Below are 24,408 nucleotides of genomic sequence, written 5' to 3'. Positions count from 1 at the left end.
TCATTCCCCCTGGATCCATTCCGCGACCCCGCGCCACAGCGTGTCGCGATGCTCGGGGCGGAAGAAGCCGAAATGGCCGATCGCCTTGGCGTCGACGTCGGACGGCTTCACGGTCAGCAGCTCCGGCTTGATCGCGGTGAAACCGCTTGTGAGCAGCTCGACCGCCGGCCGCGTCGCCCAGGGGTCGTCGGAGAAGCACAGCGCGCGCAACTCGCCCTTGTACTTTGCAAAATTCTCGAGCGCCGGCAGCTTTGAATCGAACAGATAGCGCGGGCTCGAGACCCAGTTGGCCCATTGCAGGAAGACGCCCTTGGGCAGATCCTCGCCGATGCCGGCCCAGCCCGGCGCGTAGCCGAGCGCGTGGGCGAGCGGCACGCCGACGAAATTCATGAAGGCGTAGACGCGATATTTTTCCGGCGACGTCATCAGCTGCCAGGTCGCCGCCTGCGAGGCCACGAACACGGCGCGCGATATTTCGGTGTTGTTGTCGAGCAGCCCGAGCGCCTGGCCGCCGAAGGAATGGCCGACATAGGCGAAGGGCAGGGTGTTGTATCGCTCCCGCATCCAGCGCACCGCGGCGGTGACGTCGAGCGCGGCCCAGTCGGACATCGAGGCCTTGAAGCCGACCAGCGATTTCGGCTGGTTGTAACCGACCATCGCCGGCTGCCGGGAATCGCCGATGCCGCGATAGTCGTACGTGAGGACCGCACAGCCGCGATGGGCGAGATAGGAGGCAAAGCCGCGATAGATTTTTCGCGGCACGGCGGTCGCCGAATTGATCAGGACCGCATGCCGCTTGGCGCCGCGCGGCAGGAACAGTGTGCCGGTCAGCACATACCCGTCGGTCGCCGGGAAGCTAATCTCGTCGATGAAAACGTCGTCGCGCGCCGCATCCATGGGCAGCCGGTGTCCTGCCAGTTTCCTTGCCGCTTCCAAGCAAATGCGAATTTGGCTTTCCCCGCAAGGGTTTGCAGTGCGAAATGGATTTACAACTGGCGGCAAGCGGCCAGCCTGTGTATAAGGCGGCCCTCGCAACCCACAGATCAGGTTGTGCTTTTTGCTTCACGGAGAGAGTGCGATGTCCGAGCGGTGGACGCCCGAGTCCTGGCGCAGCAAGCCGGTGCTACAGGTGCCCGATTATCCCGACGCCAAGGCGCTGGCCGACGTCGAGGCGCAGCTTGCGACCTTTCCGCCGCTGGTGTTCGCCGGCGAGGCGCGCAACCTGAAGAAGGCGCTGGCGCGCGTTGCAGCCGGCGACGCCTTCCTGCTCCAGGGCGGCGACTGCGCCGAGAGCTTTGCCGAGCATGGCGCCAACAACATCCGCGACTTCTTCCGCGTGCTGCTCCAGATGGCGGTGGTGCTGACCTATGCCGGCGCGGTCCCCGTGGTGAAGGTCGGCCGCATCGCCGGCCAGTTCGCAAAGCCGCGCTCGTCGCCGACCGAGAAGGTGGGTGGCGTCGAGCTGCCGAGCTATCGCGGCGATATCGTCAACGACATCGCCTTCACCCGGGAAGCGCGTGTGCCCGATCCGCAGCGCCAGCTGATGGCCTATCGCCAGTCGGCCGCGACGCTGAACCTGCTCCGAGCGTTCGCCACCGGCGGCTTCGCCAATCTCGGCAGCGTGCATCAGTGGATGCTCGGCTTCCTCAAGGATAGCCCACAGTCCCGCCGCTACAAGGAATTGGCCGACCGCATCTCGGATGCGCTGAACTTCATGCGCGCCTGCGGCCTTGATCTCGAGAGCCATCCCGAGCTGCGCGCCACTGATTTCTACACCAGCCATGAGGCGCTGCTGCTCGGCTACGAGCAAGCCATGACCCGCGTCGATTCCACCACCGGCGACTGGTACGCGACCTCCGGCCACATGATCTGGATCGGCGACCGCACCCGCCAGCTCGATCACGGCCATGTCGAATATTTCCGCGGCATCAAGAATCCGATCGGGCTGAAGTGCGGCCCGTCGCTCAAGCCGGATGAGCTGCTGAAGCTGATCGACGTGCTCAACCCCGACAACGAGCCGGGCCGGCTGACGCTGATCAACCGTTTCGGCTCCGACAAGGTCGCCGACCACCTGCCGGGGCTGATCCGCGCGGTGAAGCGCGAGGGCAGGGTGGTGGTCTGGTCGTGCGATCCCATGCACGGCAACACCATCACCTCGACCACCGGCTACAAGACGCGGCCGTTTGACCGCGTGCTGTCGGAGGTGAAGTCGTTCTTCACGATCCACGCCGCGGAAGGCACCCACGCCGGCGGCGTGCATCTGGAGATGACCGGCCAGGACGTCACCGAATGTATCGGCGGCGCCCGGGCCATTACGGACGAGGACCTCAACGACCGCTACCACACGGTCTGCGATCCCCGCCTCAATGCCGAGCAATCCATCGACATGGCCTTCCTGGTCGCTGAGCTGCTCAAGCAGGAACGCGCCGGCAAGGCCCGGCCGATGCCGGCCGCAGCGGGGCTGTAGGACCTTGCTGCGCATCTGGAAGGCCACGATCAATTCCCGCAACGGAATGGCCTTTGCGTTCCGCTCGGAACAGGCCATCCGCGAGGAGATCTTTGCGCTGATCCTGTCGGTGCCGGTGGCATGGTTCGTCGCCGCGAGCGCGACGCGTGCGGTCGAGCTGGTCTGCTCGGTTGCGTTCGTGCTGGTGGTCGAGCTGCTCAACACCGCGATCGAGAAGCTCGCCGACCGGCTCACCATGGATCACGACAAGCAGATCGGCCGGGTCAAGGACATGGGCTCGGCCGCGGTCGGCGTTGCGCTGCTGATGGCCGGCGCGTTCTGGATCATCGCCATCATCGAGCGGCTGGGGTTCCTCTAAGCGCAACGAGATCGAGCGCATGACGGAATACGAATTCAGGCTCACGCTGGCGCAGCTCAACCCGAGCGTTGGCGATATCGAAGGTAACGCCGCAAAAGCGCGCGCAGCGCGCGAGAAGGCGCGGGCTGATCTCGCCGACGTCGTCGTCTTTCCCGAGCTGTTCATTGCCGGCTATCCGCCGGAGGACCTGGTGCTCAAGCCCGCGTTCCAGGCCGCTTGCCGCGCGGCGATCGAACAGCTCGCGCGCGAAACGGCTGACGGCGGCCCCGCCATGCTGATCGGCACGCCCTGGGTCGAGGAAGGCAAGCTCTTTAATGCCTGCGCGCTGCTCGACCAGGGGCGGATCGCGGCGCTGCGCTTCAAGGCCAACCTTCCGAATTACGGCGTGTTCGACGAGAAGCGGCTGTTCGCCCGTGGCGTACCGTCCGGACCGGTCACGATCAGCGGCGTGCGGATCGGCGTGCCGATCTGCGAGGACATCTGGCTCGAAGAGTCCGAGGACTACGAGAACGTCGTCGAGACGCTGGCCGAGACCGGCGCGGAGATCCTGGTGGTGCCGAACGGCTCGCCTTACGGGCGCGACAAGGGCGATCTGAGGCTGTCCGTTGCGGTGGCCCGCATCACCGAAAGCGGGCTGCCGCTGGTCTATCTCAACGAGGTCGGCGGCCAGGACGAGCTGGTGTTCGACGGGGCATCTTTCGCGCTCAACGGCGATTTGACCGTCGCGGCCCAGCTGCCGGCGTTCGAGGAGCACGTCACAACGCTGCTTTGGCAGCGGTGTCGCGGCGGCTGGCATTGCTCGGGTCCGATCGTGGAGCAACCGGACGGGGACAAGGCCGATTACGCGGCCTGCGTGCTCGGCTTGCGCGATTACGTCGCCAAGAACGGCTTTCCCGGCGTGCTGCTCGGCATCTCCGGCGGCATCGATTCCGCGCTCTGCGCAGCGATCGCCGTCGATGCGCTCGGCGCCGACCAGGTGCATGGCGTGATGCTGCCCTATCGCTACACCGCACCCCACTCGATTGCAGACGCCGGCGAGCTCGCCGGTCATCTCGGCATCCGCTACGAGGTGCTGCCGATCGCAGAAGCCGTGAGCGGCTTCGAGACCATCCTGTCCGGCATTTTCAAGAATTTGCCGCTAGATATCACCGAGGAAAATCTCCAGGCGCGCACCCGCGGCACGCTGTTGATGGCGATCTCCAACAAGACCGGGCTGATGGTGGTGACGACAGGCAACAAGTCGGAAATGTCGGTTGGCTACGCCACGCTCTATGGCGACATGAATGGCGGCTTCAATCCGATCAAGGACATCTACAAGACGCAGGTGTTTCGGCTGGCCGCGTTACGCAATGCGTGGAAGCCCGCCGGTGCGCTCGGGCCCGCCGGCGAGGTGATCCCGCCTGATATCATCGCGCGGCCGCCGACGGCGGAGCTGCGCGAGAACCAGACCGATCAGGATTCACTGCCGCCTTACGACGTGCTCGACGCCATCCTCGAGCGCCTGGTCGAACGCGAGGAGCCGCTCGAGGCGATCATCGCTGCCGGCTTCTACCGCGACACCGTTACCCGCATCGACCATCTCCTCAATGTCGCCGAATACAAGCGCCGCCAGGCCGCGCCCGGCGTGAAGGTGACGCGGAAAAATTTCGGCCGCGACCGCCGCTATCCCATCACCAACCGTTTTCGCGATGAGGGTAAGCCGCTGCCGGCGCCGGATGAGACGCTGGTCTCGCGTGGAAGCCGCGCCTCGATCGACGCGTTCGAGGGGTGAGTTTATCGGAGTAGGGTGGGCAAAGCGAAGCGTGCCCACCACTTCTTTTCCGATCGCGGCGAGAACGGTGGGTACATCGCTACGCGCTTTTGCCCACCCTACAGTCGCCTTCGAGCAGCCTCACTTCTGCTGCTGCGGCAGGAAGGTCGGGCCGACCGAGCGGATCGGCTTGTTCTCCGACGTGGCCGTGGGGGCCGTATCGGCCGGAGGCGTTGCAGCCGGCGCGGTGGCCGTCGTGGCAGCCGGCGCCGCGCCTTTCTTGGCCGTCGTCGCAGGCGCGCCCTTGTTGAGCCGCTGCTGCTGCATCTTCTTGGCGCTCTCCTCGGTGACGATGATGTCACCCTGCTGCTCGACGGCGGCCTTGTCGTCGGCCGATTTCAGCGCGTCGGCCCAGCTCTGGCCGGCCGCCTTGCAGGAGCAGGACGGATTGAACTCGCTGCGGAATTTGAAGGCGGTCGGCAGCGACGTATAGGGCTGGCCGCTGATCGAGACCGCCGAGCTCATGTCCTCGCCGGGATTGCGGTGGGCGTAGAGCACGGCTTCGGCCGCCGGACACAACGCCTTGCAGGTCTTCTCGTCGTCGGGGAAGCGCGCCGGCACGGTCGCGAACGAGATCGGGAAATAGGCGCCGTCGCAGGTGCGCACGCAGACGGTGCGATAGGTGCCGGACTGCGGGCCGAGATCGGAGGGCGGCACGGCTTGCGGATTGTTGGCGTTGTTGCCGCCGCCGAACAGATTGTTCAGGAAGTTACCGCCCTGCGGCGGCGCCGCGTTGGCATATTGCGGACCGCAATTGTTCTGCGCCAGCGCGGCCAGCACCGAGCGGCGCTGGTTATCGTTACCGCCGCCGGGACCGCCGCCGCGCAAGCGCTCGAGATTGCCGGTGATCTGGTCCAGATTGGCGCGCATCTGCTGGATCTGGGTGTTGACCGGACCGCATTGCGCCGACTGGCCGTTGAACAGCGAGAAGAAACCGGAGGAGTCGCAGCCCATGCGCTTGGCCTGCATGGTGACGCGATCGAGCTCGGCCTGCTGACGGGTCTGGGAATCCTGGTAGCGGCGGATCTGGTCGTCGCGCGCGGGGTCGCTGCTCCCGCCGCGGTCGAGGGCGGCGAGCTGCCCTTCCAGCCGCGAGCACATCGGGTTCGGCCCGAGCCCGCCCTGTGCGGGCGGAGGCGGCGCACCGGGCGGGCCGGCCTGGGCAACAGCGTCGCTGGCAAGCACGGCCGTGCTCAGGAGCACAGCGCAAGCAAGCAGGGAGCGGGAACGGGACAGAGACAAAAATTCAGGCATATCCGCCATTCTAGCGAGGTCACGGCCACGTGCGATTTGGGGGCCGAAGCGCGCCCTCCAATAGCCGCTTCCTGCGGCATCGTCACGTCGTTTCAGGGGCCGAAGATGGGTCCTAAGGTCCGCCAGTTCCGAGCGAATTCAGCGCTGGCAGGTGATTGCAATATATTCGTCGCAATGGCCATGGGAGCAGTTTGCGCCGGATTTGGGGACAGAGCCGGTAATTTCGTCGGGATCGACCCGGCGAAAGGCCGAGGCCTGGGCAAAATCCCGCGACTGGCAGTAGGTGCGGGCGACCTGCGCGCCGCATTTCTCGCCCTTGGCCAGGCACTGGTCGACGCCATAGCCGTCCGCCTGGTTGGCGATGATGAAGACGCGGGTCTCGGCGAAGGCGCTGGATGTCGCGATGATGGAGGCACAGGAAATGAGCGCGAGCAAGGATCGCATGAAAACACCTGGGGCAAAAAGGAGAACCGCCGGTTCCAGAATGGGCTCAAATGGTTAAGGATCATGAACCATCAAGGCAGGGCGGCCGCGCTTTGCGGACATTAGGCGGCTTTTTCGCGGCTCTCTTGACGAGGGGGCACCTCATAGCCCATATGTCGCCGCATGAACGGTCTCCTCGCCATCTGCATTATTTGCCGCGAGATTACGAGCTAGCGATTCGCTGGCTGGAGCCGTCTTTTCTCAAAACCATTGAGAGCCTCGGACGCCCGGCCAACAGCCGACGGGTGTCCATATGGAATTGCGTCTTTACGATACGCTGACGAGAACAAAGCGTACCTTCTTGCCGCTGAGGCAGGAGGATGTTCGCATGTATGTTTGCGGACCGACGGTCTACGACTTTGCCCATATCGGCAACGCTCGTCCCGTAATCGTGTTCGACATGCTGTTTCGGTTGCTACGTTTCTTCGCGAAGAAGGGCGTCTGGGACGACGGCAAAGGCCAGACGAGAGTTACGTACGTCCGCAACATCACCGATGTGGATGACAAGATCAACAACCGCGCGGCGAAAGACTATCCTGGCATCTCTCTGAACGAGGCGATCCGTAGGGTTACAGAGAAGACGGCAGAGCAATTTCATGCGGACGTCAAAGCGCTGGGCTGCGAACCACCGACGTATGAACCTCGCGCTACCGATTTCGTGCTGCCTCGCTCCGATGGAAAGGCAGACATGGTGACCTTGATCAAGCAATTGATCGAGCGAGGTCATGCATACGAGGCTGGTGGCGAAGTTCTATTCGATGTCCGATCAATGCCCGACTACGGCGCGCTATCAGGTAGAAATCTCGATGAGATGCGGCCAGGTGCACGCATCGCTGTCGATGCACACAAAAAGAGTCCGCTGGACTTTGTGCTGTGGAAGCAGTCATCGGAAGATGAGCCGGGCTGGGAAAGTCCGTGGGGAAGAGGACGGCCGGGGTGGCATATCGAGTGCTCGGCTATGAGTGCAGCTTATCTTGGTGATGTGTTCGATATTCACGGCGGCGGCTTAGATCTCATCTTTCCACATCACGAAAATGAAATTGCCCAGTCGCGGTGCGCGCATGGCACCGGCACAATGGCAAACTTCTGGATGCACAATGGCTTCGTTGAGGTCGAAGGAAGGAAGATGTCGAAGTCCGACGGCAACTTCGTGACTATTCGAGATCTACTTGAGAAGTGGCCGGGCGACGTATTGCGCTTGCAGATGCTCATGACCCACTACCGATCGCCAAGCGATTGGACCGAAGCACGGGCCTTTCAGGCCAATGCTGAACTAGAGGACTGGGCGTATCTACTTCAATCTCGGTATACGTGGTCCGACGCGGTGTTTCCAGAGCCGACTGCGATCGCTGAAATACTAGCCGACGATCTCGATACATCAAACGCGCTAACTTTTTTGCGTGAGCTTTATGGTCGCGCAAAGCGAGGCACGGGAGATCAGATACTAGAGTTCGCGGCCTCTTGCCGATTCATGGGTTTTCGCAACTTGGCTAAGCCCGGATACTTCAGTCAGATAAATACTGGAATCGGCGCAGGATCGGGTGAAGCCGTATCCAAGAATGCTAGCCGCATTCAAGCTCTGCGGGCTGCCTACGCGAACACAGCTCCGCCTCAAGTCATCAAGTCAATTAGATCTGAGATAGAAAACAGCAGCGTGAGGGTTGACGTCAACGATAAGGGCAAGATCGTATTAATTTTCGGCAATCGACAGGATATTGATACGAGAGTTAAAGAACTCATCGAGCTAAGAAACGAAGCACGAGCGAGGAAGGACTTCCGCGAATCCGACCGCCTTCGGAGTGAGCTTGCGGGAATGGGCATAACCCTCCGTGACTTCAAAGATCCCCACACAGGGGAGCCAAAGAGCGAGATTGTTTGATGAGGCCGCCCGATAGACCCTTTCCGAGGAATTGGCTCTGTTAAATCGCGCTGAAAATCTTGTTGCTTGCAGCCGCCGTGGCCGTGGTGTTGAAACTCTGTGGGATGTGGTGAAGACGATGGGACAGACTTTGCCGAAACCCGCGCTGCGGCCGTTTCTGCCGGCCGACGTTCCGATGCTGGCCGCGATCTTCACCGCCAGCATCGGCGAGCTCACCGGCGACGACTACAGCGAGGCGCAGCAGCAAGCCTGGATGGCGGCGGCCGAGGACGAGGAGTTCGGCAAGCGCCTCGCATCCGACCTGACGTTGATTGCCACGCTGGACGGCTCGCCCGTCGGCTTTGCCTCGCTGCGCGGCCAGGATCACATCCGCATGCTCTATGTGCATCCGGCCGTGAGCCGGCAGGGCGTCGCGACCCTGCTTGTCGACGCGCTGGAAAAACTCGCGGGCGGCCGTGGCGCTGCGGCTCTCACGGTCGATGCCAGCGACACGGCGCAGGGCTTTTTTGCCAAGCGCGGTTACACGGCCCAGCAGCGCAACAGCGTCACCATCAACGACGAATGGCTCGCCAACACCACCATGAAGAAGACGCTCGGAGCACCGCAATGAGCAAGGAGCGCCTCTATCTGTTCGACACCACGCTGCGCGATGGGGCGCAGACCAACGGCGTCGATTTCACGCTGACCGACAAGCAGATCATCGCCGCGATGCTCGATGAGCTCGGCATCGACTATGTCGAGGGCGGCTATCCCGGCGCCAATCCGACCGATACCGAGTTCTTCGGCGCCAGGCCGAAGCTCAATCATGCGCGCTTCACCGCTTTCGGCATGACGCGGCGGGCCGGGCGCTCGGTGTCCAATGATCCCGGCGTCGCCGGTCTGCTGGAGGCCAAGGCCGACGCGATCTGCTTCGTGGCCAAATCGTCCGCCTATCAGGTGCGTGTCGCGCTGGAGACGACGCAGGAGGAAAACCTCGCCTCGATCCGCGACAGCGTTGCGGCCGCGAAAGCCGCCGGCCGCGAGGTCATGCTCGATTGCGAGCATTTTTTCGACGGCTACAAGGAAGACGCAAGCTTCGCGCTCGCCTGCGCCAAGGCTGCCTATGAGGCCGGCGCGCGCTGGGTGGTGCTATGCGACACCAATGGCGGCACCATGCCGCACGAGGTCGAGGCGATCGTCACCGAGGTCACAAAACACATTCCCGGCGATCATGTCGGCATCCACGCCCATAACGACACCGAGCAGGCGGTGGCGAACTCGCTGGCCGCGGTCCGCGCGGGCGCGCGGCAGATCCAGGGCACGCTGAACGGGCTTGGCGAGCGCTGTGGCAACGCCAATCTCTGCTCGCTGATCCCGACCTTGAAGCTGAAGGCCGAATTTTCCGACGCCTTCGAGATCAGCGTCACGCCGGAGAAGCTCACAACTCTCGTAAAGGTCTCGCGCACGCTCGACGACATGCTCAACCGCGTGCCGAACCGGCATGCAGCCTATGTCGGCGAGAGCGCCTTCGTCACCAAGACCGGCATCCATGCTTCGGCCGTGCTGAAGGATCCGCAGACCTATGAGCACGTGACGCCGGAGACGGTCGGCAATCACCGCAAGGTGCTGGTGTCGGACCAAGCCGGGCGCTCCAACGTCATCGCCGAGCTCGACCGCGCCGGCATCGCCTATGAGAAGAGCGATCCGAAACTGACGCGGCTGGTCGAGGAATTGAAGGAGCGCGAGGCGGCCGGCTACGCCTATGAATCCGCCAACGCCTCGTTCGAGCTGTTGGCGCGCCGCACGCTCGGCAAGGTGCCGCACTATTTCGAGGTCGAGCAGTTCGACGTCAATGTCGAGCAGCGCTACAATTCGCATGGCGAGCGCGTCACCGTCGCACTCGCGGTCGTGAAGGTCGATGTCGCCGGCGAACGCCTGATCTCGGCCGCCGAGGGCAACGGCCCCGTCAACGCGCTCGACGTCGCGCTACGCAAGGATCTCGGCAAGTACCAGAAATATATCGACGGCCTGAAGCTGATCGACTACCGCGTCCGCATCCTCAACGGCGGCAGCGAGGCGGTCACGCGCGTCTTGATCGAGAGCGAGGACGAGAACGGCGATGTCTGGACCACGGTCGGCGTCTCCCCGAACATCATCGACGCCTCGTTCCAGGCGCTGATGGATTCGGTGATCTACAAGCTCGTGAAGTCGGGTGCGCCGCCGGCGTAGGGGACGGGCGGTGCTACAGGCACCGTCATTGCGAGCGCAGCGAGGCAATCCAGAGTCTTTCCGAGGGTGGCAGCCTGGATTGCTTCGCTGCGCTCGCAATGACAAGGAGGAGAGGGCAAGGGCATGATCGACCACATCTCCGTCGGCGTCAGCGATCTCGATCGCTCCGCGCGCTTTTATGAAGCCACACTCGCCGCCCTCGGGCTCGCGCGCCTGGTCACGCGGCCGAGCACGGTCGGCTTCGGCAAGGCCTATCCGGAATTCTGGATCAATCTGCGCGAGGCCATGCCACGCGTGCCGCCCGAGAGCGGCGTGCACATCTGCCTGCGGACGAAGACGACGGCCGAGGTCGACGCATTCCACGCGGCAGCGCTTGCGAGCGGCGGCGCCTCCGACGGCGCGCCGGGCCTGCGCCCGCATGACCGCGTGCGTTACTACGCGGCGTTCGTCGTCGATCCCGACGGCAACCGGATCGAGGCGGTGACGTTTCCGCAGGAGTGATTACAGCTTGCGCGCGACTTCCGGGGCGAGCCTCGTTTCCGACTCGGCGATCTGCGCGGCGGCCGATTTCAGCTTCGGCAAAATCTCCTCGACGCGATCCGCCTTGAGGATGTCGACCGAAAAGCCGGCGCGGATGAACTGGGTCTGGCGCATGTGCGACAGCAAGGTGAACAGCGGCTCCCAGAAATCGTCGATATTGGCGAGCAGCACCGGCTTGGCGTGACGGCCAAGCTGCTTCCAGGTCAATTGCTCGACCAGCTCTTCCAGTGTGCCGACGCCGCCCGGCATCGCCACGAAGGCGTCGGAGCGCTCGAACATCAGCCGCTTGCGCTCGTGCATGTCGGGGGTGACGATCATCTCCTGCACGCGGGTCAGCGCATTCTCGCGCGTCCGCAGGAAGTCGGGAATGATCCCGGTCACAAGGCCGCCATGGTCGAGGACGGCGTCCGCGACCGCGCCCATCATGCCGACGGAGCCGCCGCCATAGACCAGGCGGATGTTGCTCTCGGCAAGCGCCTTGCCCAACGCCTTGGCGCCTTCGATGAAACGGGGATTGGTTCCGGGGCCGGAGCCGCAATAGACACAGACGGTTTTGATCGTGCTCATTGGTGCCATGATGCATTGCAGCGAAGGGGCGTCAAGCCCAATCGCTGATTCGGAGCTCCCGGAAATCTACCGGTAAATGACGACAAACAATCGGAGATTCGCCATCTGGCGGGGTGCGCTCGCCCCCGGAAGCTTCTATATGACGAGCGAAAATCATTAATCGCAACACGCCCGCATCCGGCGGGCTCCAGGCTTCTTGATGAACCAACCTCACTCGTCCCACGGCACCGAGGTGCCCGCGTCTGCCGGCGGGCCGCCGGAGCGGGCCACCCTCATCGGCACGCTGGCGCATCTGTGGCCCTATATCTGGCCCGGTGACCGCGTCGACCTGAAGATGCGCGTGGTCTGGTCGATGGTGTTGCTGCTCGCCGCCAAGCTGATCACGTTGACGGTGCCGTTCAGCTTCAAATGGGCAACGGACGCGCTGACCGGGGCCAACACCGCGCCGGTGCAGGCCGCCAATTGGCACCTCTGGGTGATCGCATCGCCGCTGCTCCTGACCGCGAGCTATGGCGTGATGCGCATCGTGATGGCGGTGCTGACGCAATGGCGCGACGGCATCTTTGCCCGCGTCGCCATGCATGCGGTGCGCAAGCTCGCCACCATCACCTTCGTGCACATGCACGAGCTCTCGCTGCGCTTTCACCTCGAGCGCAAGACCGGCGGCCTGACGCGCGTGCTCGAGCGCGGCCGCGAGGGTATCGAGGTCATCGTGCGCATGGTGATCCTCCAGCTGATCCCGACCATCGTCGAGGTCTCGCTGCTGCTCGCCGTGCTGCTCTGGCAGTTCGACTGGCGCTACGTGGTCGCGACCCTGATCACGGTCGCGGTCTACATGTTCTACACCTACATCGCGACCGAATGGCGGATCGGTATCCGCCGCAAGATGAACGATTCCGATACCGACGCGAACACCAAGGCGATCGACTCGCTGCTCAACTACGAGACGGTGAAATATTTCGGTGCCGAGACGCGCGAGGCGCAGCGCTACGATCGCTCGGTCGCGCGCTACGAGGAGGCGAGCATCCATGCCTATACCTCGCTCGCCGTGCTCAACACCGGTCAGGCCGTGATCTTCACGCTGGGGCTGACGGCGACCATGCTGATGTGCGCGATTGGTGTGCGCAACGGCACCAACACGGTCGGCGATTTCGTGCTGGTCAACGCGATGATGATCCAGCTCTACCAGCCCCTGAACTTCATGGGCATGGTCTATCGCGAGATCAAGCAGGCGATCATCGACATCGAGAAGATGTTTGGCGTGATCGGACGCGAGGCCGAGATCAAGGACGCGCCCGATGCGAAGCCGCTGGCGATCCCGTCAGGCACCGTGCGGTTCGAGGACGTGCGCTTCGCCTATGAACCGGCGCGGCCGATCCTGAAAGGCATCAGCTTCGAGGTGCCGGCCGGCAAGACGGTCGCAATCGTTGGCCCGTCCGGCGCCGGCAAGTCGACCATCTCGCGGTTGCTGTTTCGTCTCTACGACGTCTCCGGCGGCAAGATTTTGATCGACGGCCAGGACATCCGCGATGTCACGCAGGATTCGCTGCGGGCCGCGATTGGCATGGTGCCGCAGGATACGGTGCTGTTCAACGACACCATCCGCTACAACATCCGCTATGGCCGTTGGGATGCCAGCGATGCCGAAGTCGAAGAGGCGGCGCGACTGGCGCAGATCGACCATTTCATCCGCATGGCGCCGAAGGGTTACGAGACCCAGGTCGGCGAGCGCGGGCTGAAGCTGTCCGGCGGCGAGAAGCAGCGCGTCGCGATCGCGCGCACCGTGCTGAAGGCGCCGCCGATCCTGGTGCTGGACGAGGCGACCTCGGCGCTCGACACCCACACCGAGCACGAGATCCAGGGCGCGCTCGACCGCGTGGCGAAGAACCGCACCTCGCTCGTGATCGCGCACCGGCTCTCGACCATCGTCGGCGCCGACGAGATCATTGTGCTGGACCAGGGCCGCATCGCCGAGCGCGGCACCCACGCCAAGCTGCTCGCGCTGGGCGGCCTCTATGCCAGCATGTGGAACAGGCAGCGCGAGGCGGAGGCGGCACGCGAAAAGCTGGCGCAGATGGCTGACGGCAACGAAGCCCCGAACCGGGAGCCGCCGCCGGTCGAGGACGCTCTCACGGCGCAGGCGGCGGCCGAGTGACCTTGTCTCCGGTCCCCACTCTGGCCTAAACAAGCCCACCGCGCGAGACGACCCGCGCCATCAACCCCCGAGCGGCAGATAGCGATGTCCATTCTCGATTCGATCCAGCGCCAGATCCCGCCGATCCATAAGGAGGGCTATCCCTTCATCGGCGGCTTTGCGCTGGCAAGCCTCGTCCTGTTCTGGCTGTGGTCGCCCTTGGGATGGATCGGCACCATCATCACGGTGTGGTGCGCGCTGTTCTTCCGCGACCCCGTGCGGGTGACGCCCGTGCGCGACGGGCTCGTGGTGTCGCCGGCCGACGGCCGGGTTTCGATGATCACCATGGCGCTGCCGCCGGCCGAGCTCGGCCTCGGCGACCGGCCGCTGCCGCGCATCTCGGTGTTCATGAGCGTGTTCAACTGCCATGTGAACCGCAGCCCGGTGGCGGGCAGGGTGGACCGCATCGCCTACCGGCCCGGCCTGTTCATCAACGCCGAGCTCGACAAGGCGAGCGAGGACAATGAGCGCAACTCGCTGGTGATCTCGACGCCGCAGGGCCGCATCGGCGTGATCCAGATCGCGGGCCTCGTCGCAAAACGCATCGTCTGCTTCGTCAAGGAGGGCCAGGCGGTCGGCGCCGGCGAGCGGTTCGGCCTGATCCGCTTCGGCTCGCGGCTCGACGTCTATCTCCCGCTCGGCACCAAGGCGCTGGTCTCGGAAGGCCAGACCGCGATCGCCGGCGAGACCATCCTGGCCGATCTCGTCGCGGACGACCCGAACCGCGCCTACCGCGCCAGTTAACCATGAAGTCGAGGTTCCGCCGCGATGGCGGAGGGGAATACGGCTTGCTATATCTCGTTGTGAGGTAAGGACGAGCCATGACGCCCTTTGATCTGAGAGATCCCGACATCCGCCGCCGCCGGTTCCGCCCAATCCCGGTGCGGATGCTGGTGCCGAACGTCATCACGCTGCTGGCGATCTGCGCCGGCCTGACGTCGATCCGGCTGTCGATCGAGGGACGGATGACGCTCGCGGTCTACGCCATCGTGTTCGCGGCGGCACTCGACGGCATCGACGGCCGCGTCGCGCGCATGATCAAGGGCCAGTCCAAGTTCGGCGCAGAGCTCGACAGCCTCGCCGACTTCGTCAATTTCGGCGTCGCGCCCGGACTGATGCTGTATTTCTGGCAGATGCACGAGCTCGGCAATGCCGGCTGGATCGCGGCGATGGTGTTCGCGATCTCCGGCGGCCTGCGTCTGGCGCGCTTCAACGCCACGCTGGACGATCCGAACAAGCCGGCCTTCGCCGCCAATTTCTTCACAGGCATGCCGGCGCCGGCCGGTGCCATCACCGTGATGTTGCCGATCTACGCGGCGTTCCTCGATCTTGGCCGCTGGCCGGTGGCCGTCACGGCGGCCTATACGCTGGTGGTCGCCTTCCTGATGGTGTCGCGGCTGCCGGTGTTCTCCGGCAAGACCAAGCGCATGCGGGTGTCGCCCGAGCTGGTGCTGCCCGCGTTCGTCGCGATGGTTGTCTTCATTGCGCTTTTGATTGCCTATCCCTGGCATGTGCTGTCGATCGGCACGGCGCTGTATCTGCTCTGCCTGCCGCTCGGCTACAAATCCTATCGCGACCAGGCGCGCGCGCTGGAGGCCACAGCGCCAGCGGGAGGCGGCGAAGTCTCGCCGCCGCCGTCGGCGCCCACATTGGCAAATTTATCCGAGCCGCCGCACGACGACGACCGGCCCGGACGGCTGCACTGAGCGATCGCACGCGGATATCTGCCATGAGAGCGCCTGAGTTGGGTTGAAGCCCGATCTCGGCTATATGGCCCTGTGCCGGCGGCATCGCCTCAATCAGCCGCCAATCTGGGAGAGAACGCCGTGACTGATACCGTGACCGGGCCGCTGCCCGCTTCCGTCCTCGAAGCACTGGGCCGCTATGACACGCCGACGATCTGCAACGCCATGGAGATCGTGGCGCCCGAGCGCCGGCTGATCGGCTACACCACCAAGCAACTGGTCTGCCCGTTCCCCGATCTGCCGCCGATCGTCGGCTATGCCCGCACGGTTGCGATCCGCTCGGTGCTGAAATCCTCACTGCCGCCGGAAGAGCAGTCGAAGCGCCGCATCGCGTATTATGAGTATGTCGGCACCGGCCACGGTCCGCGTATCTCGGTGATCCAGGACATCGACGGTCCCGACGTCGGTTACGGCGCGTTCTGGGGCGAGGTGCAGAGCAACGTCCACAAGGCGCTCGGCTGCCTCGGCGTCATCACCGACGGCTCGATCCGCGACATCCCGCAATGGGCACCGGGCTTCCAGGCGCTGGCCGGCTCGATCGGCCCATCGCATGCCTGGGTGCATGCGGAGAGCTTTGGCGGCGAGGTTCGCGTCGCCGGCATGACCGTGAGGTCGGACGATCTGATCCACGCCGACCAGCACGGCGCCATCATCATCCCGCTCGACGTCGCGGCAAATCTACCCGAGGCCGCCGAGCTGTGCGGCCGTCGCGAGACGCCGATCCTCGAGATCGCCCGCAGCCCCGACTTCTCGCTGGAGAAGCTCAAGGCGGCGCTGAAGCGCTCGACGGAGATCCACTGAGCAGGGAGTGACGCCATGGACATGCGCGGCAAGACGGTGTTGATCACGGGCTCGACCGATGGTGTCGGGCGTTATGTCGCAAGCCGGCTTGCCGCCGAGGGCGCGCAGGTGCTGATCCATGGCCGCGACGCCGCGCGGGCGAAGACGCTGATTGACGCGATCGTGAAGGCCGGCCATGCCGCGCCGGTCTTCTATCGGGCCGATCTGTCGTCGGTGGCCGGCACGCGCGAGCTCGCCGCCGCCGTGATCCGTGATCACAAACGCCTCGACGTCTTCGTCAGCAATGCCGGCATCGGCTCGCAGAACGACGGGCCGCAGCGGCAGGAGAGCCGCGACGGTTACGAGCTGCGCTTTGCCGTGAATTATCTCTCCGGTTTCCTGCTCGCCCATCTGCTGCTGCCGCTGCTGAAGGCGGCTGCACCGTCGCGCATCGTCAATGTCGCATCGCTCGGCCAGCATCCGATCGACTTCGACGACGTCATGATCACCAAAGGCTACAGCGGCTCGCGTGCCTACGCGCAAAGCAAGCTGTCGCAGATCATGTTCACGATCGATCTCGCAGCCGAGCTGATGGACGCTCGCATCACTGTGAATTCGCTGCACCCGGCGACCTACATGAACACCACCATGGTGCGCGCCGGCGGCATCACGCCGATCTCGACGGTGGAGCAGGGTGGTGCTGCGATCCTGCATCTGGTCGAGGGCGACGACGTGGCCGGCAAGAGCGGCCTGTTCTTCAACGGCATGAACGAGGCGCGCGCCAATCCGCAGGCCTATGATGCCAATGCGCGCAAGCGCCTGCGCGCGCTCAGCGAGAAACTGACGGGTTTGTCGTCCTAGAGATGGACTTCACACCGTCTTGCTGACGTCCCAGAACAGGGGCAGCGGCCCTGCCTTCACGCCCGCAAGACTTCGTCGCCAGGCAAAGTGCCGCAGATACCAGCCGAGCGGTGCATAGACGACGTGGTCCAGCGCGGCCTTGTTGAGCCTGCGCGCCGCAGCAAGCTCGTCGTCCTTGGTCGCTGCATCGAACCAGGCGTTGATCTCGGTTTCGACCAGCGGGCTGTTGGCCCAGCCATTCACGACCAGCTTGCCGTCGGCGTGCAGGAAGGAGCTTGTCGGTGTGACACAATCGACCCCGTAAAGTGACGTGTGGTAGATGTGCCAGCCGCCCTGGTTCGGCGGTTTTTTCTGAGCGCGCCGGGCGATGACGGTGCCCCAGTCAACTGCGGCATAATCGACCGTCATGCCGAGCCGCTTCAAGAGATCGACCGTGACATCGCCCCAGGCCTTGTGGTGCGGGAGGTCCTGCGCCGCCATGCAGACAATCGGTTCGCCGGCATAGCCGCTCTCTGCCAGCAACTTCTTCGCGGCGTCAAGCTGGCGCGGGCCTTTCAGGATCTCGCCGCCGTCCTCGTTATACAGCGACGAGCCATGCGTGAGATAACTGGGGAGCTGCTTCCACATGCCGGCGTCGTTGCCGACATAGGCTTGCATATATTCTTCCTGACTCATGGCCATCAGGAGTGCGTGCCGCGCGCGGACGTCGTTGAATGGCGGGAAGAGATGATTGACAGAGAGAACGCCGATATTTCCGAACGGATCCTGAATGTCGACGATGACGTCGCGGTTTTTGCGCAGCGTTGGCACCAGATCCGGGAGCGGCAGCTCCCACCAATCGATTTCGCCCTTTTGCAAGGCGGCCGAAGCCGTCATGGCATCGGGCATGACGATCCATTCGATCCGCTCCGCCGAGATCCGCTTGCCACCGGCAAGCCAGGATGGATCTTCCTGACGCGGGACGTAGTCTGAGAATTTCGCGAAGACCGACAATGCCCCCGGCCGCCATTCGCTCTGGACGAAACGCATCGGGCCGCTGCCGACATACTCGGTGATTTGCTTGAATGGGTCGGTGGCAGCGATGCGCGCCGGCATGACGAAGCAGCACGGCGTGCTGATCTTGCCGAGCGCCAGCAGCATCTTCGGATAGGGCTTCTTCAGAGACCAGCGAAAGGTGAGGTCATCGACCGCGACGAGCTCGTTCTCGATCGCCTTGATCATCTGGCCAAGCGGATCGCGTGCCGCCCACCGGCGGACGCTCGCGACCGCATCTTTTGCCAATACCGGCTCGCCGTCATGAAACTTCAGGCCGGGGCGCAATCGGAACGTCCACGTCAAACCGCCCGCCGAGACCTCCTCGGCCTCGACCATCTGGCGCTGCACCTGGAAATTCGCGTCGATGCCGTAAAGCGTGTCCCACACCAGCAATCCGGCATTGCGCGCGATATAGGCAGAACTCCAGATCGGATCGAAGTTGGCGAGGTCCGCATGCGGCACCAGCCGAACGGTGCGTGCCGCCGCGCGTTGCGAGAGCGCCGGAGCAGAAAATCCGGCCGCGACGGCCAGCGTACCCGCCTGCGCAGCAGACTTCAGAAAAGCGCGTCGATGCATGTGTCGCCCCATCCTCGATGTCGGGCGGAATCTGCGGCATCCGGCAGGCCGCAATGCGATCCGCGGTCCTAGCAATGACTTAGAAAAAATCGTCTCGAAGGAGTGCGTGCTGGCAGCTTCGGCTGCCCTTTTTCTAGCGATGGCTTCGGCGCACTCCGTGCCTCTTGGTTGCAAGCTATCGCATCGCACGGCCTTTGACAAAATCTTTCGCGCCAGCAGCGCGTGCGGTGTCACGCCACATGCGGCCTCAGCTTACCCTTGTCGGTGCCGCAGTCCGGACATCGGTAATTCTCTTGCAATTGCTGATACGTCGTGCCGGGCGCGATGCCGTCTCCCGGCACGCCGGCATCCTCGGAATAGATGTAGTAGCAGCCGCGGCAGATGAAGCGGCGGCCTGCGCTTCCATTCAGCTTCCCCGCCGCCGCCGGCATTTTCGGCGCCGTAAACGGCCGCATCAGCTTGTCCTCGATCGCGATCGTGCCGCTCGTCTCAGCCGTAAGATAGACACCGAGATCCTTGTGGCCAAAGCTCGCCCGCAGCGAGCCTGGAATGTCCATGTCGCGCACGCCGGAGGCGGGATTGACGTTGGTCGCCCCGCAGCGGCCATTGCGGCGGTCGACGCGGAAGGTGACATCGCCCAGCCTGACCTCCTGATCGACCCAGTCGAACTCCTCCCAGGGGCGCCCGGTATCGACATAGAGATTGGCCCGGAAGCGCAACGGATCGATCTCGGTGCCCCAGCGTTCCTCCAGGTCGCGCAGCGTGGCGAGGTTGATCAGCGAGATCACGCTGTCGGGCTTGTCCATGAAGTGACCGTCTTTCGACCGGATCAGGGTCGGCGGAGCCGGCAGGGTCGGCACGAGCTGGTGGAAATAGTCTTCGATGGTGCTTTTGGCGCCGGCCTCGTCGAGATTGACCGTCAGGATCGTCTGGTTGCCTGACCGGATCTCGAATTGCAGCGTCTCGGGGTCGAGATGGGTTTTGACCTTGGCGAGCGCCTCCTCGAGCATGAGCATGACGAACAGGCCCTTCTTCGCCCAGCGCGGATTGCCGGTCTGAAGGGGAACGCCGGGGCGCGCGAGCGCGAACTGACGGTCGTGCGGAAACGGCTTGCCCTTGACGAGCCTGACGCTGCTGAGCGGCTGACCGCTCAATCCCTTGACCGGATAATGGTAGATGCTCTTCAGGAACGGCATGGCAGACCCGTGTTCGAATGGCGCGAGGGTCTGGAAATCTGGCCTGGTCGGGCGCCGCGCGGTTAGAGCCGGCTCGTGTTTTTTTGCTGAGGCCGCCATGCCGCGGATCCGCGCGGTGGGAATCGGCGGGCGGTCCGGAGGCAAGTCGATGAGAAGCTGGCCGATCTCGGTGAGATGATCGTCGAGCGCATCATCGACGATGTCGGAGAGTTTTGCGATACCCTTCTCGATCTGCCGCTCGCTCAGTCCACCGAAGCCGAGCAGGATACCGCGCTTTGCCATGTCGCCGGTCTCGCCGTCGTGCACGGGTGCGGAGTCCAGGCTGTAGACACCGATCCGGCCGCGACGCGCCTGGTGCTCGAAGATCCGCGCCTGCGGTACGCCGGGCGGCAATTGCCAGAACAATTGCAGGCCTGCATTGCCGCCACCGAGCGTCACGTCGCCGAACCAGCGCCGCAGTTCCGCGACAAGTGTATTGCGGCCGGCGCGGTAATGTGCGCGCACTCGCTGCAAATGAGAGGCATAGCGGCCACTCGAGAGCAGCTCCGCCAGGACCGCCTGATCGAGCCATGAAACGCCGGCGTCGAGAACCGCCTTGGTCAGGCGCGCGGCTTCGGCATAGCGCTGCGGGACGATCAGATAGCCGAGGCTCAATCCGCTTCCGAGCGATGCGGTGAAGTCGCCGACATAAAGCGTGCAATCCGGCGCCAGCAGCGACAGCGGCTCGAGCTGCTTGCCTTCGTCGTGAAACTCGTCGCCAAAACCGTCTTCGACGATCAGACTGCCGTTGCGGCGCGCCCACGCGACCAGCGACTTGCGCCGCTGCGCGGACAGAAGTGCGCCGGTCGGAAACTGATGCGACGGCGTGACATAGACCATGGTGCAGCCGCGCTCTGGCAGGAGGTCGCTGACCAATCCGTTCTCGTCGGTGGGGCAGGAGATGATCCGTGCGCCGGCCGAGCGGAACGACAAATAGGCGCCGAGATGGCCAGGGTCTTCCATCACCACGCGCGCATCGTAGGACAACACCATTCGCGCGATCAGGTTCAGGCTCTCGGTGCGACCGCTGGTGATGATGATCTGCGCAGCATCCACGGACAGTCCGCGCGCGGTGCTTTGGTGATGGGCGATCGCAGCACGCAGCTCCGGCGAGCCGGCAGGATCGTTCGCGGCCGCAAAGTGTGACGTCGCACCGTGGGCAAGGTGAGTCTGGACGAGACGCCGCCACGTCTTGAGCGGAAAGACTGCGGGATTGGTCTGGTCGAGCGCGAAGTCGACCGCCATGCGGCGTTCCTTGCGGACCGCCAGGCGCTTCAGCTCGAGATCGACCGTGGGCGGAGGCGGCACGATGGGCGGCCGCTCCGGCGCCGGACCAGCCGCAGGCCCCGGGCTTACCGGCGCCGAGGTCTGTTCTGCCACGAAGATACCGGAGGCAGGCCGCGCCTCGGCGCGACCTTCGAGGATCAGGCTCTCATAGGCGCGGACCACGGTGTTGCGGGAGATGCCGAGCTGGTCAGCGAGATTGCGCGACGACGGCAGACGCGCGCCACGCGCGATGCGTCCCTTCGCGATCGCCTGCCGGATCTGCTCCACGAGCTGCTCGGTGAGGGATTCACGCCTTGTCCTGTCGAGCAAGATGAGGAACTGCATCGAAGTGATCGGAATGAGTGATCGAAGGTGCGACGACGGGGATCAATGCAAGGCGGGGGCCAGCACGAAAACCGACCCGAAAGGGTCCAGTTTCCGGGGCAACCGATCGTCTCCGCCCCAATTTCGGTGCGACGGACCCGCTTGGATGGGTCCAGTCTGTAACTGGCCCCATCGCTGGCGGAGAAACTGGACCCTTGGCGTGCGCCTGTCACTGTAGCCTGCCTGGAGCGCACGCAAATCGTTGGCGCGGAAACGGCCGTTTGCTGGTCTCTTGTCCAGTTTCTGTTCAGCCGGGCCGAACGCGGCTCTGCGAAAATGGCGCTATCGCAATTTCAGGACGCGGCTCTCGGTGCCGGGCCATGTGCGTGCGAGCGTTTGGTCAGGCGATCGACGAGCGGCTGCATATGGCAGCCCGCCGCAATCGAGCGCGTCCTCGAACAGGAGATTCCTGCAATGTCCATTGCACGCTACCTCAGGATCTGTGCGGTCCCGCTTCTGATGGCCTTCGGCGCGCCGGCGCAGGCGGAAGAAGACACGATCAAGATCGGTATCCTGCATTCACTGTCCGGCACCATGGCGATCAGCGAGACGATCCTGAAGGATTTGATGCTGATGGAGGTCGCCGACGTCAACGCCCATGGCGGCCTGCTCGGCAAGAAGATCGAGCCGGTGGTGGTCGATCCCGCCTCGAACTGGCCGCTGTTCGCCGAGAAGGCGCGCGAGCTCCTGACCAAGGACAAGGTCGCGGCCGTGTTCGGCTGCTGGACTTCGGTGTCGCGCAAATCCGTGCTGCCGGTATTCGAGGAGTTGAACGGGCTGTTGTTCTATCCGCTCGAATATGAGGGCGAGGAATCCTCCTACAACATCTTCTATGGCAGCTCGGTGCCGGACAACAAGGCGATCCCGGCCGTGCAGTATCTGATGTCGAAGGAAGGCGGCGAGGTGAAGCGCTTCGTGCTCGAAGGCACCGACTACGTCTATCCGCGTACCTCGAACAAGATCATCCGCGCCTACCTCAAGAGCAAGGGCGTCAAGGATGAAGACATCCTGGAGAACTACACGCCGTTCGGCTTCAGTGATTGGCAGACCGAGGTCGCCGCGATCAAGAAATTCGGCACCACGGGCAAGAAGACGGCGGTGGTCTCCACCGTCAACGGCGATGCCAACGTGCCGTTCTACAAGGAGCTCGGCAACCAGGGCGTCAAGGCGACCGACATTCCCGTCATCGCCTTCTCGGTCGGCGAGGAAGAGCTCGCAGGCGTCGACACCAAGCCACTGGTCGGGCATCTGGCAGCTTGGAGCTATTTCCAGTCCGTCAACACGCCGGAGAACAAGGCCTTCATCGCCAAATGGCGCGCCTATACCAAGAACCCGAAGCGCGTCACCAACGACCCGATGGAATCGGCCTATATCCTGTTCCACATGTGGGTGCAGGCGGTGCAGCAGGGCGGCAGCACCAATGTCGATGCGGTGCGCCAGGCCATGATCGGCCAGAAGGTAAAGTCGCCGTCCGGCTTCGAGGTTGTGATGGGTCCGAACCATCACATGGCTAAACCGGTGATGATCGGCGAGATCCAGGCCGACGGCCAGTTCAGCATCGTCCACAAGAGCAAGGCGCTGCCGCCGAACGCCTGGAGCCCCTATGTCGAAGCCAACAAGGGCAAGGTCGCCGACTGGTCCTGGCCCTGGGTCTGCGGCGGCTGCTCGACACCGCGCTTCGCTGCGAACTGATCCCTGACGCCAGTCTTCGCGGTGACAGGCCCCGATGGCAGAGTGATCTGCCATCGGGGCCATGTCCTATGCGCGCCGCCAACATGGTTAGCGAAGTCTTGAGATTCCTGTCGCTGGACGGCAAAGCCGGTGCCCTCTCAACGTCCTGCGCCAGTCTGGCGCACAGGCTCGACTTAACCTTTACGCGGCTTTAAGGGCAGCCAATTACGGTGTCCGATGCGGTTCGGGGTTGGACCGCGCCACCGGCCAGGACGGCCGTTGTCGCGTACGCGTTGGAGTCTCCCATGGATATCATGACGAGCGTCGGCCTCGTGGCGGGCATTGTCGTCATCGCGACGATGATGCTGCTGGGTGGCGATCTTCACATGTTCGTCTCCGAGCATGCGATGATCATCATCTTCGGCGGCTCGACCGCGGCGACCATGATCCGCTTTCCGCTCTCGGCGCTGATGCACGGCCTGCCGCTTGGCGCCAAGTTTGCCTTCACGATGAGCCGTCTGTCTGCGCATGACCTCGTCGACGAGCTCGCCCGCATCGCCGAGATCGCCCGCAAGCAGGGCCCGGTGGGGTTGGAAAAAGTAGAGACCGACGAGCCCTTCCTCGCCAAGGGCATCCGCTACGTCGCCGACGGCTACGACCTGGATTTCATCCGCGACAATCTCGAGCGCGACCGCGACAATTTCCTGATGCACCTCGACGAGGGCAGCAAGATCTACCGCGCCGTCGGCGACTGCGCCCCTGCGTTCGGCATGGTCGGCACGCTGATCGGCATGGTGCAGATGTTCGCCAACATGACCGACCCCTCCAAGCTCGGCCCGTTCATGGCGACCGCGCTGCTCGCGACGCTGTACGGCGCGCTGGTCGCCAACCTGTTTTGTATTCCGATCGCCGACAAGCTGCACGGCAAGCTCCTGGACGAAGAGACCAACCGCACGCTGATCATCGACGGCATCCTGATGATCCGCGACTCCAAGAGCCCGACGCTGGTGCGCGAAATGCTGCTGGCCTATCTTCCGGAGAAGCACCGCCACGCCGAAGGCGAGCCGGTGCCGGCCTAGGGCCGCGCGCCGGGAT

20 protein-coding genes and 1 pseudogene are annotated in these 24,408 nt (G+C 64.0%); 15 read left to right on the top strand and 6 right to left on the bottom strand.

The window, feature by feature from the left end; translation table 11 throughout:
* The gene (locus IC761_RS22215; protein ID WP_195798766.1) at positions 1–897 is read right to left on the bottom strand and encodes an alpha/beta hydrolase family protein; all 897 of its coding nucleotides are present in this window, start codon (positions 895–897) and stop codon (positions 1–3) included.
* Between the two features lie 181 nt (positions 898–1,078).
* On the opposite strand from IC761_RS22215, the gene IC761_RS22210 reads away from it, so the two are divergent.
* The 3 genes from IC761_RS22210 to IC761_RS22200 are packed head-to-tail and all read left to right on the top strand — an operon-like array spanning position 1,079 to position 4,596.
* On the top strand, positions 1,079–2,467 hold the full coding sequence (locus IC761_RS22210; RefSeq protein ID WP_195798765.1) for a class II 3-deoxy-7-phosphoheptulonate synthase: 1,389 nt from the start codon (positions 1,079–1,081) through the stop codon (positions 2,465–2,467).
* Between the two features lie 4 nt (positions 2,468–2,471).
* Entirely contained in the window at positions 2,472–2,825 is a 354-nt protein-coding gene (locus tag IC761_RS22205) for a diacylglycerol kinase (RefSeq protein WP_027532194.1), read from the top strand.
* 19 nt (positions 2,826–2,844) lie between these two features.
* On the top strand, positions 2,845–4,596 hold the full coding sequence (locus IC761_RS22200; RefSeq protein WP_195798764.1) for an NAD+ synthase: 1,752 nt from the start codon (positions 2,845–2,847) through the stop codon (positions 4,594–4,596).
* 120 nt (positions 4,597–4,716) lie between these two features.
* Here the strand turns inward: IC761_RS22200 and IC761_RS22195 are convergent, their stop codons facing one another.
* Both IC761_RS22195 and IC761_RS22190 read right to left on the bottom strand, forming a co-directional pair.
* Entirely contained in the window at positions 4,717–5,898 is a 1,182-nt protein-coding gene (locus tag IC761_RS22195) for a DUF2865 domain-containing protein (RefSeq protein ID WP_195798763.1), read from the bottom strand.
* Between the two features lie 129 nt (positions 5,899–6,027).
* Positions 6,028–6,333: a hypothetical protein gene (locus IC761_RS22190; RefSeq protein WP_195798762.1), complete on the bottom strand. Its 306-nt coding sequence runs from the start codon at positions 6,331–6,333 to the stop codon at positions 6,028–6,030.
* 292 nt (positions 6,334–6,625) lie between these two features.
* Here IC761_RS22190 and cysS point away from each other — a divergent pair.
* From cysS to IC761_RS22170, 5 genes and pseudogenes are all read left to right on the top strand, one after another.
* Positions 6,626–7,960: pseudogene (gene cysS / locus IC761_RS22185) on the top strand (cysteine--tRNA ligase); the annotation flags it as partial.
* 66 nt (positions 7,961–8,026) lie between these two features.
* A complete protein-coding gene (locus tag IC761_RS36250) occupies positions 8,027–8,251 on the top strand; it encodes a CysS/YqeB C-terminal domain-containing protein (RefSeq protein ID WP_438265143.1) in 225 nt (74 codons plus the stop codon).
* Positions 8,252–8,369: 118 nt separating this feature from the next.
* The gene (locus tag IC761_RS22180; protein WP_195798760.1) at positions 8,370–8,861 is read left to right on the top strand and encodes a GNAT family N-acetyltransferase; all 492 of its coding nucleotides are present in this window, start codon (positions 8,370–8,372) and stop codon (positions 8,859–8,861) included.
* On the top strand, positions 8,858–10,459 hold the full coding sequence (cimA, locus tag IC761_RS22175) for a citramalate synthase (protein ID WP_195798759.1): 1,602 nt from the start codon (positions 8,858–8,860) through the stop codon (positions 10,457–10,459). Before IC761_RS22180 ends, cimA begins: the two co-directional genes overlap by 4 nt.
* Before the next feature lie 123 nt (positions 10,460–10,582).
* A complete protein-coding gene (locus IC761_RS22170; protein WP_195798758.1) occupies positions 10,583–10,960 on the top strand; it encodes a VOC family protein in 378 nt (125 codons plus the stop codon).
* On the opposite strand, the gene IC761_RS22165 is transcribed toward IC761_RS22170, so the two are convergent.
* Positions 10,961–11,566, bottom strand: coding sequence for an LOG family protein (locus IC761_RS22165; protein ID WP_195798757.1), 606 nt, complete (start codon positions 11,564–11,566; stop codon positions 10,961–10,963).
* 199 nt (positions 11,567–11,765) lie between these two features.
* On the opposite strand from IC761_RS22165, the gene IC761_RS22160 reads away from it, so the two are divergent.
* The 5 genes from IC761_RS22160 to IC761_RS22140 all read left to right on the top strand — a co-directional run bounded on the left by IC761_RS22160 (position 11,766) and on the right by IC761_RS22140 (position 17,146).
* A complete protein-coding gene (locus tag IC761_RS22160; RefSeq protein WP_195798756.1) occupies positions 11,766–13,721 on the top strand; it encodes an ABCB family ABC transporter ATP-binding protein/permease in 1,956 nt (651 codons plus the stop codon).
* A gap of 84 nt (positions 13,722–13,805) precedes the next feature.
* Positions 13,806–14,504: a phosphatidylserine decarboxylase gene (locus IC761_RS22155; protein WP_195798755.1), complete on the top strand. Its 699-nt coding sequence runs from the start codon at positions 13,806–13,808 to the stop codon at positions 14,502–14,504.
* 77 nt (positions 14,505–14,581) lie between these two features.
* On the top strand, positions 14,582–15,466 hold the full coding sequence (locus tag IC761_RS22150; RefSeq protein ID WP_195798754.1) for a CDP-alcohol phosphatidyltransferase family protein: 885 nt from the start codon (positions 14,582–14,584) through the stop codon (positions 15,464–15,466).
* Between the two features lie 120 nt (positions 15,467–15,586).
* The gene (locus tag IC761_RS22145) at positions 15,587–16,306 is read left to right on the top strand and encodes an RraA family protein (protein WP_195798753.1); all 720 of its coding nucleotides are present in this window, start codon (positions 15,587–15,589) and stop codon (positions 16,304–16,306) included.
* Positions 16,307–16,321: 15 nt separating this feature from the next.
* Positions 16,322–17,146 carry an SDR family NAD(P)-dependent oxidoreductase gene (locus IC761_RS22140; RefSeq protein ID WP_195798752.1) on the top strand — a complete coding sequence of 275 codons (825 nt, stop codon included), beginning with the start codon at positions 16,322–16,324 and terminating at the stop codon, positions 17,144–17,146.
* Between the two features lie 9 nt (positions 17,147–17,155).
* Here IC761_RS22140 and IC761_RS22135 read toward each other — a convergent pair whose 3' ends face one another.
* Positions 17,156–18,757, bottom strand: coding sequence for an ABC transporter substrate-binding protein (locus IC761_RS22135; protein ID WP_195798751.1), 1,602 nt, complete (start codon positions 18,755–18,757; stop codon positions 17,156–17,158).
* 230 nt (positions 18,758–18,987) lie between these two features.
* Positions 18,988–21,603: a MocR-like pyridoxine biosynthesis transcription factor PdxR gene (gene pdxR, locus IC761_RS22130; RefSeq protein WP_195798750.1), complete on the bottom strand. Its 2,616-nt coding sequence runs from the start codon at positions 21,601–21,603 to the stop codon at positions 18,988–18,990.
* A 453-nt stretch (positions 21,604–22,056) separates the two neighbouring features.
* Between pdxR and urtA the strand changes: the two genes are divergently transcribed.
* Both urtA and IC761_RS22120 read left to right on the top strand, forming a co-directional pair.
* Positions 22,057–23,334, top strand: a complete 1,278-nt coding sequence (urtA, locus tag IC761_RS22125) for an urea ABC transporter substrate-binding protein (RefSeq protein WP_195798749.1) — start codon at positions 22,057–22,059, stop codon at positions 23,332–23,334.
* A gap of 284 nt (positions 23,335–23,618) precedes the next feature.
* The gene (locus IC761_RS22120) at positions 23,619–24,392 is read left to right on the top strand and encodes a motility protein A (RefSeq protein ID WP_195798748.1); all 774 of its coding nucleotides are present in this window, start codon (positions 23,619–23,621) and stop codon (positions 24,390–24,392) included.
* The last annotated feature ends 16 nt before the right edge of the window (positions 24,393–24,408 follow it).

It is taken from the genome of Bradyrhizobium commune (assembly GCF_015624505.1).
Lineage (GTDB): Bacteria > Pseudomonadota > Alphaproteobacteria > Rhizobiales > Xanthobacteraceae > Bradyrhizobium > Bradyrhizobium commune.
This window is presented reverse-complemented; position numbering and strand designations above follow the sequence as displayed.

Coding starts and splice junctions, on each gene's coding strand:
- IC761_RS22215 (WP_195798766.1), bottom strand. CDS start 897: ATGGATGCGGCGCGCGACGACGTTTTCATCGACGAGATTAGCTTCCCG.
- IC761_RS22210 (WP_195798765.1), top strand. CDS start 1,079: ATGTCCGAGCGGTGGACGCCCGAGTCCTGGCGCAGCAAGCCGGTGCTA.
- IC761_RS22200 (WP_195798764.1), top strand. CDS start 2,845: ATGACGGAATACGAATTCAGGCTCACGCTGGCGCAGCTCAACCCGAGC.
- IC761_RS22195 (WP_195798763.1), bottom strand. CDS start 5,898: ATGGCGGATATGCCTGAATTTTTGTCTCTGTCCCGTTCCCGCTCCCTG.
- IC761_RS22190 (WP_195798762.1), bottom strand. CDS start 6,333: ATGCGATCCTTGCTCGCGCTCATTTCCTGTGCCTCCATCATCGCGACA.
- IC761_RS22180 (WP_195798760.1), top strand. CDS start 8,370: ATGGGACAGACTTTGCCGAAACCCGCGCTGCGGCCGTTTCTGCCGGCC.
- cimA (WP_195798759.1), top strand. CDS start 8,858: ATGAGCAAGGAGCGCCTCTATCTGTTCGACACCACGCTGCGCGATGGG.
- IC761_RS22170 (WP_195798758.1), top strand. CDS start 10,583: ATGATCGACCACATCTCCGTCGGCGTCAGCGATCTCGATCGCTCCGCG.
- IC761_RS22165 (WP_195798757.1), bottom strand. CDS start 11,566: ATGAGCACGATCAAAACCGTCTGTGTCTATTGCGGCTCCGGCCCCGGA.
- IC761_RS22160 (WP_195798756.1), top strand. CDS start 11,766: ATGAACCAACCTCACTCGTCCCACGGCACCGAGGTGCCCGCGTCTGCC.
- IC761_RS22155 (WP_195798755.1), top strand. CDS start 13,806: ATGTCCATTCTCGATTCGATCCAGCGCCAGATCCCGCCGATCCATAAG.
- IC761_RS22150 (WP_195798754.1), top strand. CDS start 14,582: ATGACGCCCTTTGATCTGAGAGATCCCGACATCCGCCGCCGCCGGTTC.
- IC761_RS22140 (WP_195798752.1), top strand. CDS start 16,322: ATGGACATGCGCGGCAAGACGGTGTTGATCACGGGCTCGACCGATGGT.
- IC761_RS22135 (WP_195798751.1), bottom strand. CDS start 18,757: ATGCATCGACGCGCTTTTCTGAAGTCTGCTGCGCAGGCGGGTACGCTG.
- pdxR (WP_195798750.1), bottom strand. CDS start 21,603: ATGCAGTTCCTCATCTTGCTCGACAGGACAAGGCGTGAATCCCTCACC.
- urtA (WP_195798749.1), top strand. CDS start 22,057: ATGTCCATTGCACGCTACCTCAGGATCTGTGCGGTCCCGCTTCTGATG.
- IC761_RS22120 (WP_195798748.1), top strand. CDS start 23,619: ATGGATATCATGACGAGCGTCGGCCTCGTGGCGGGCATTGTCGTCATC.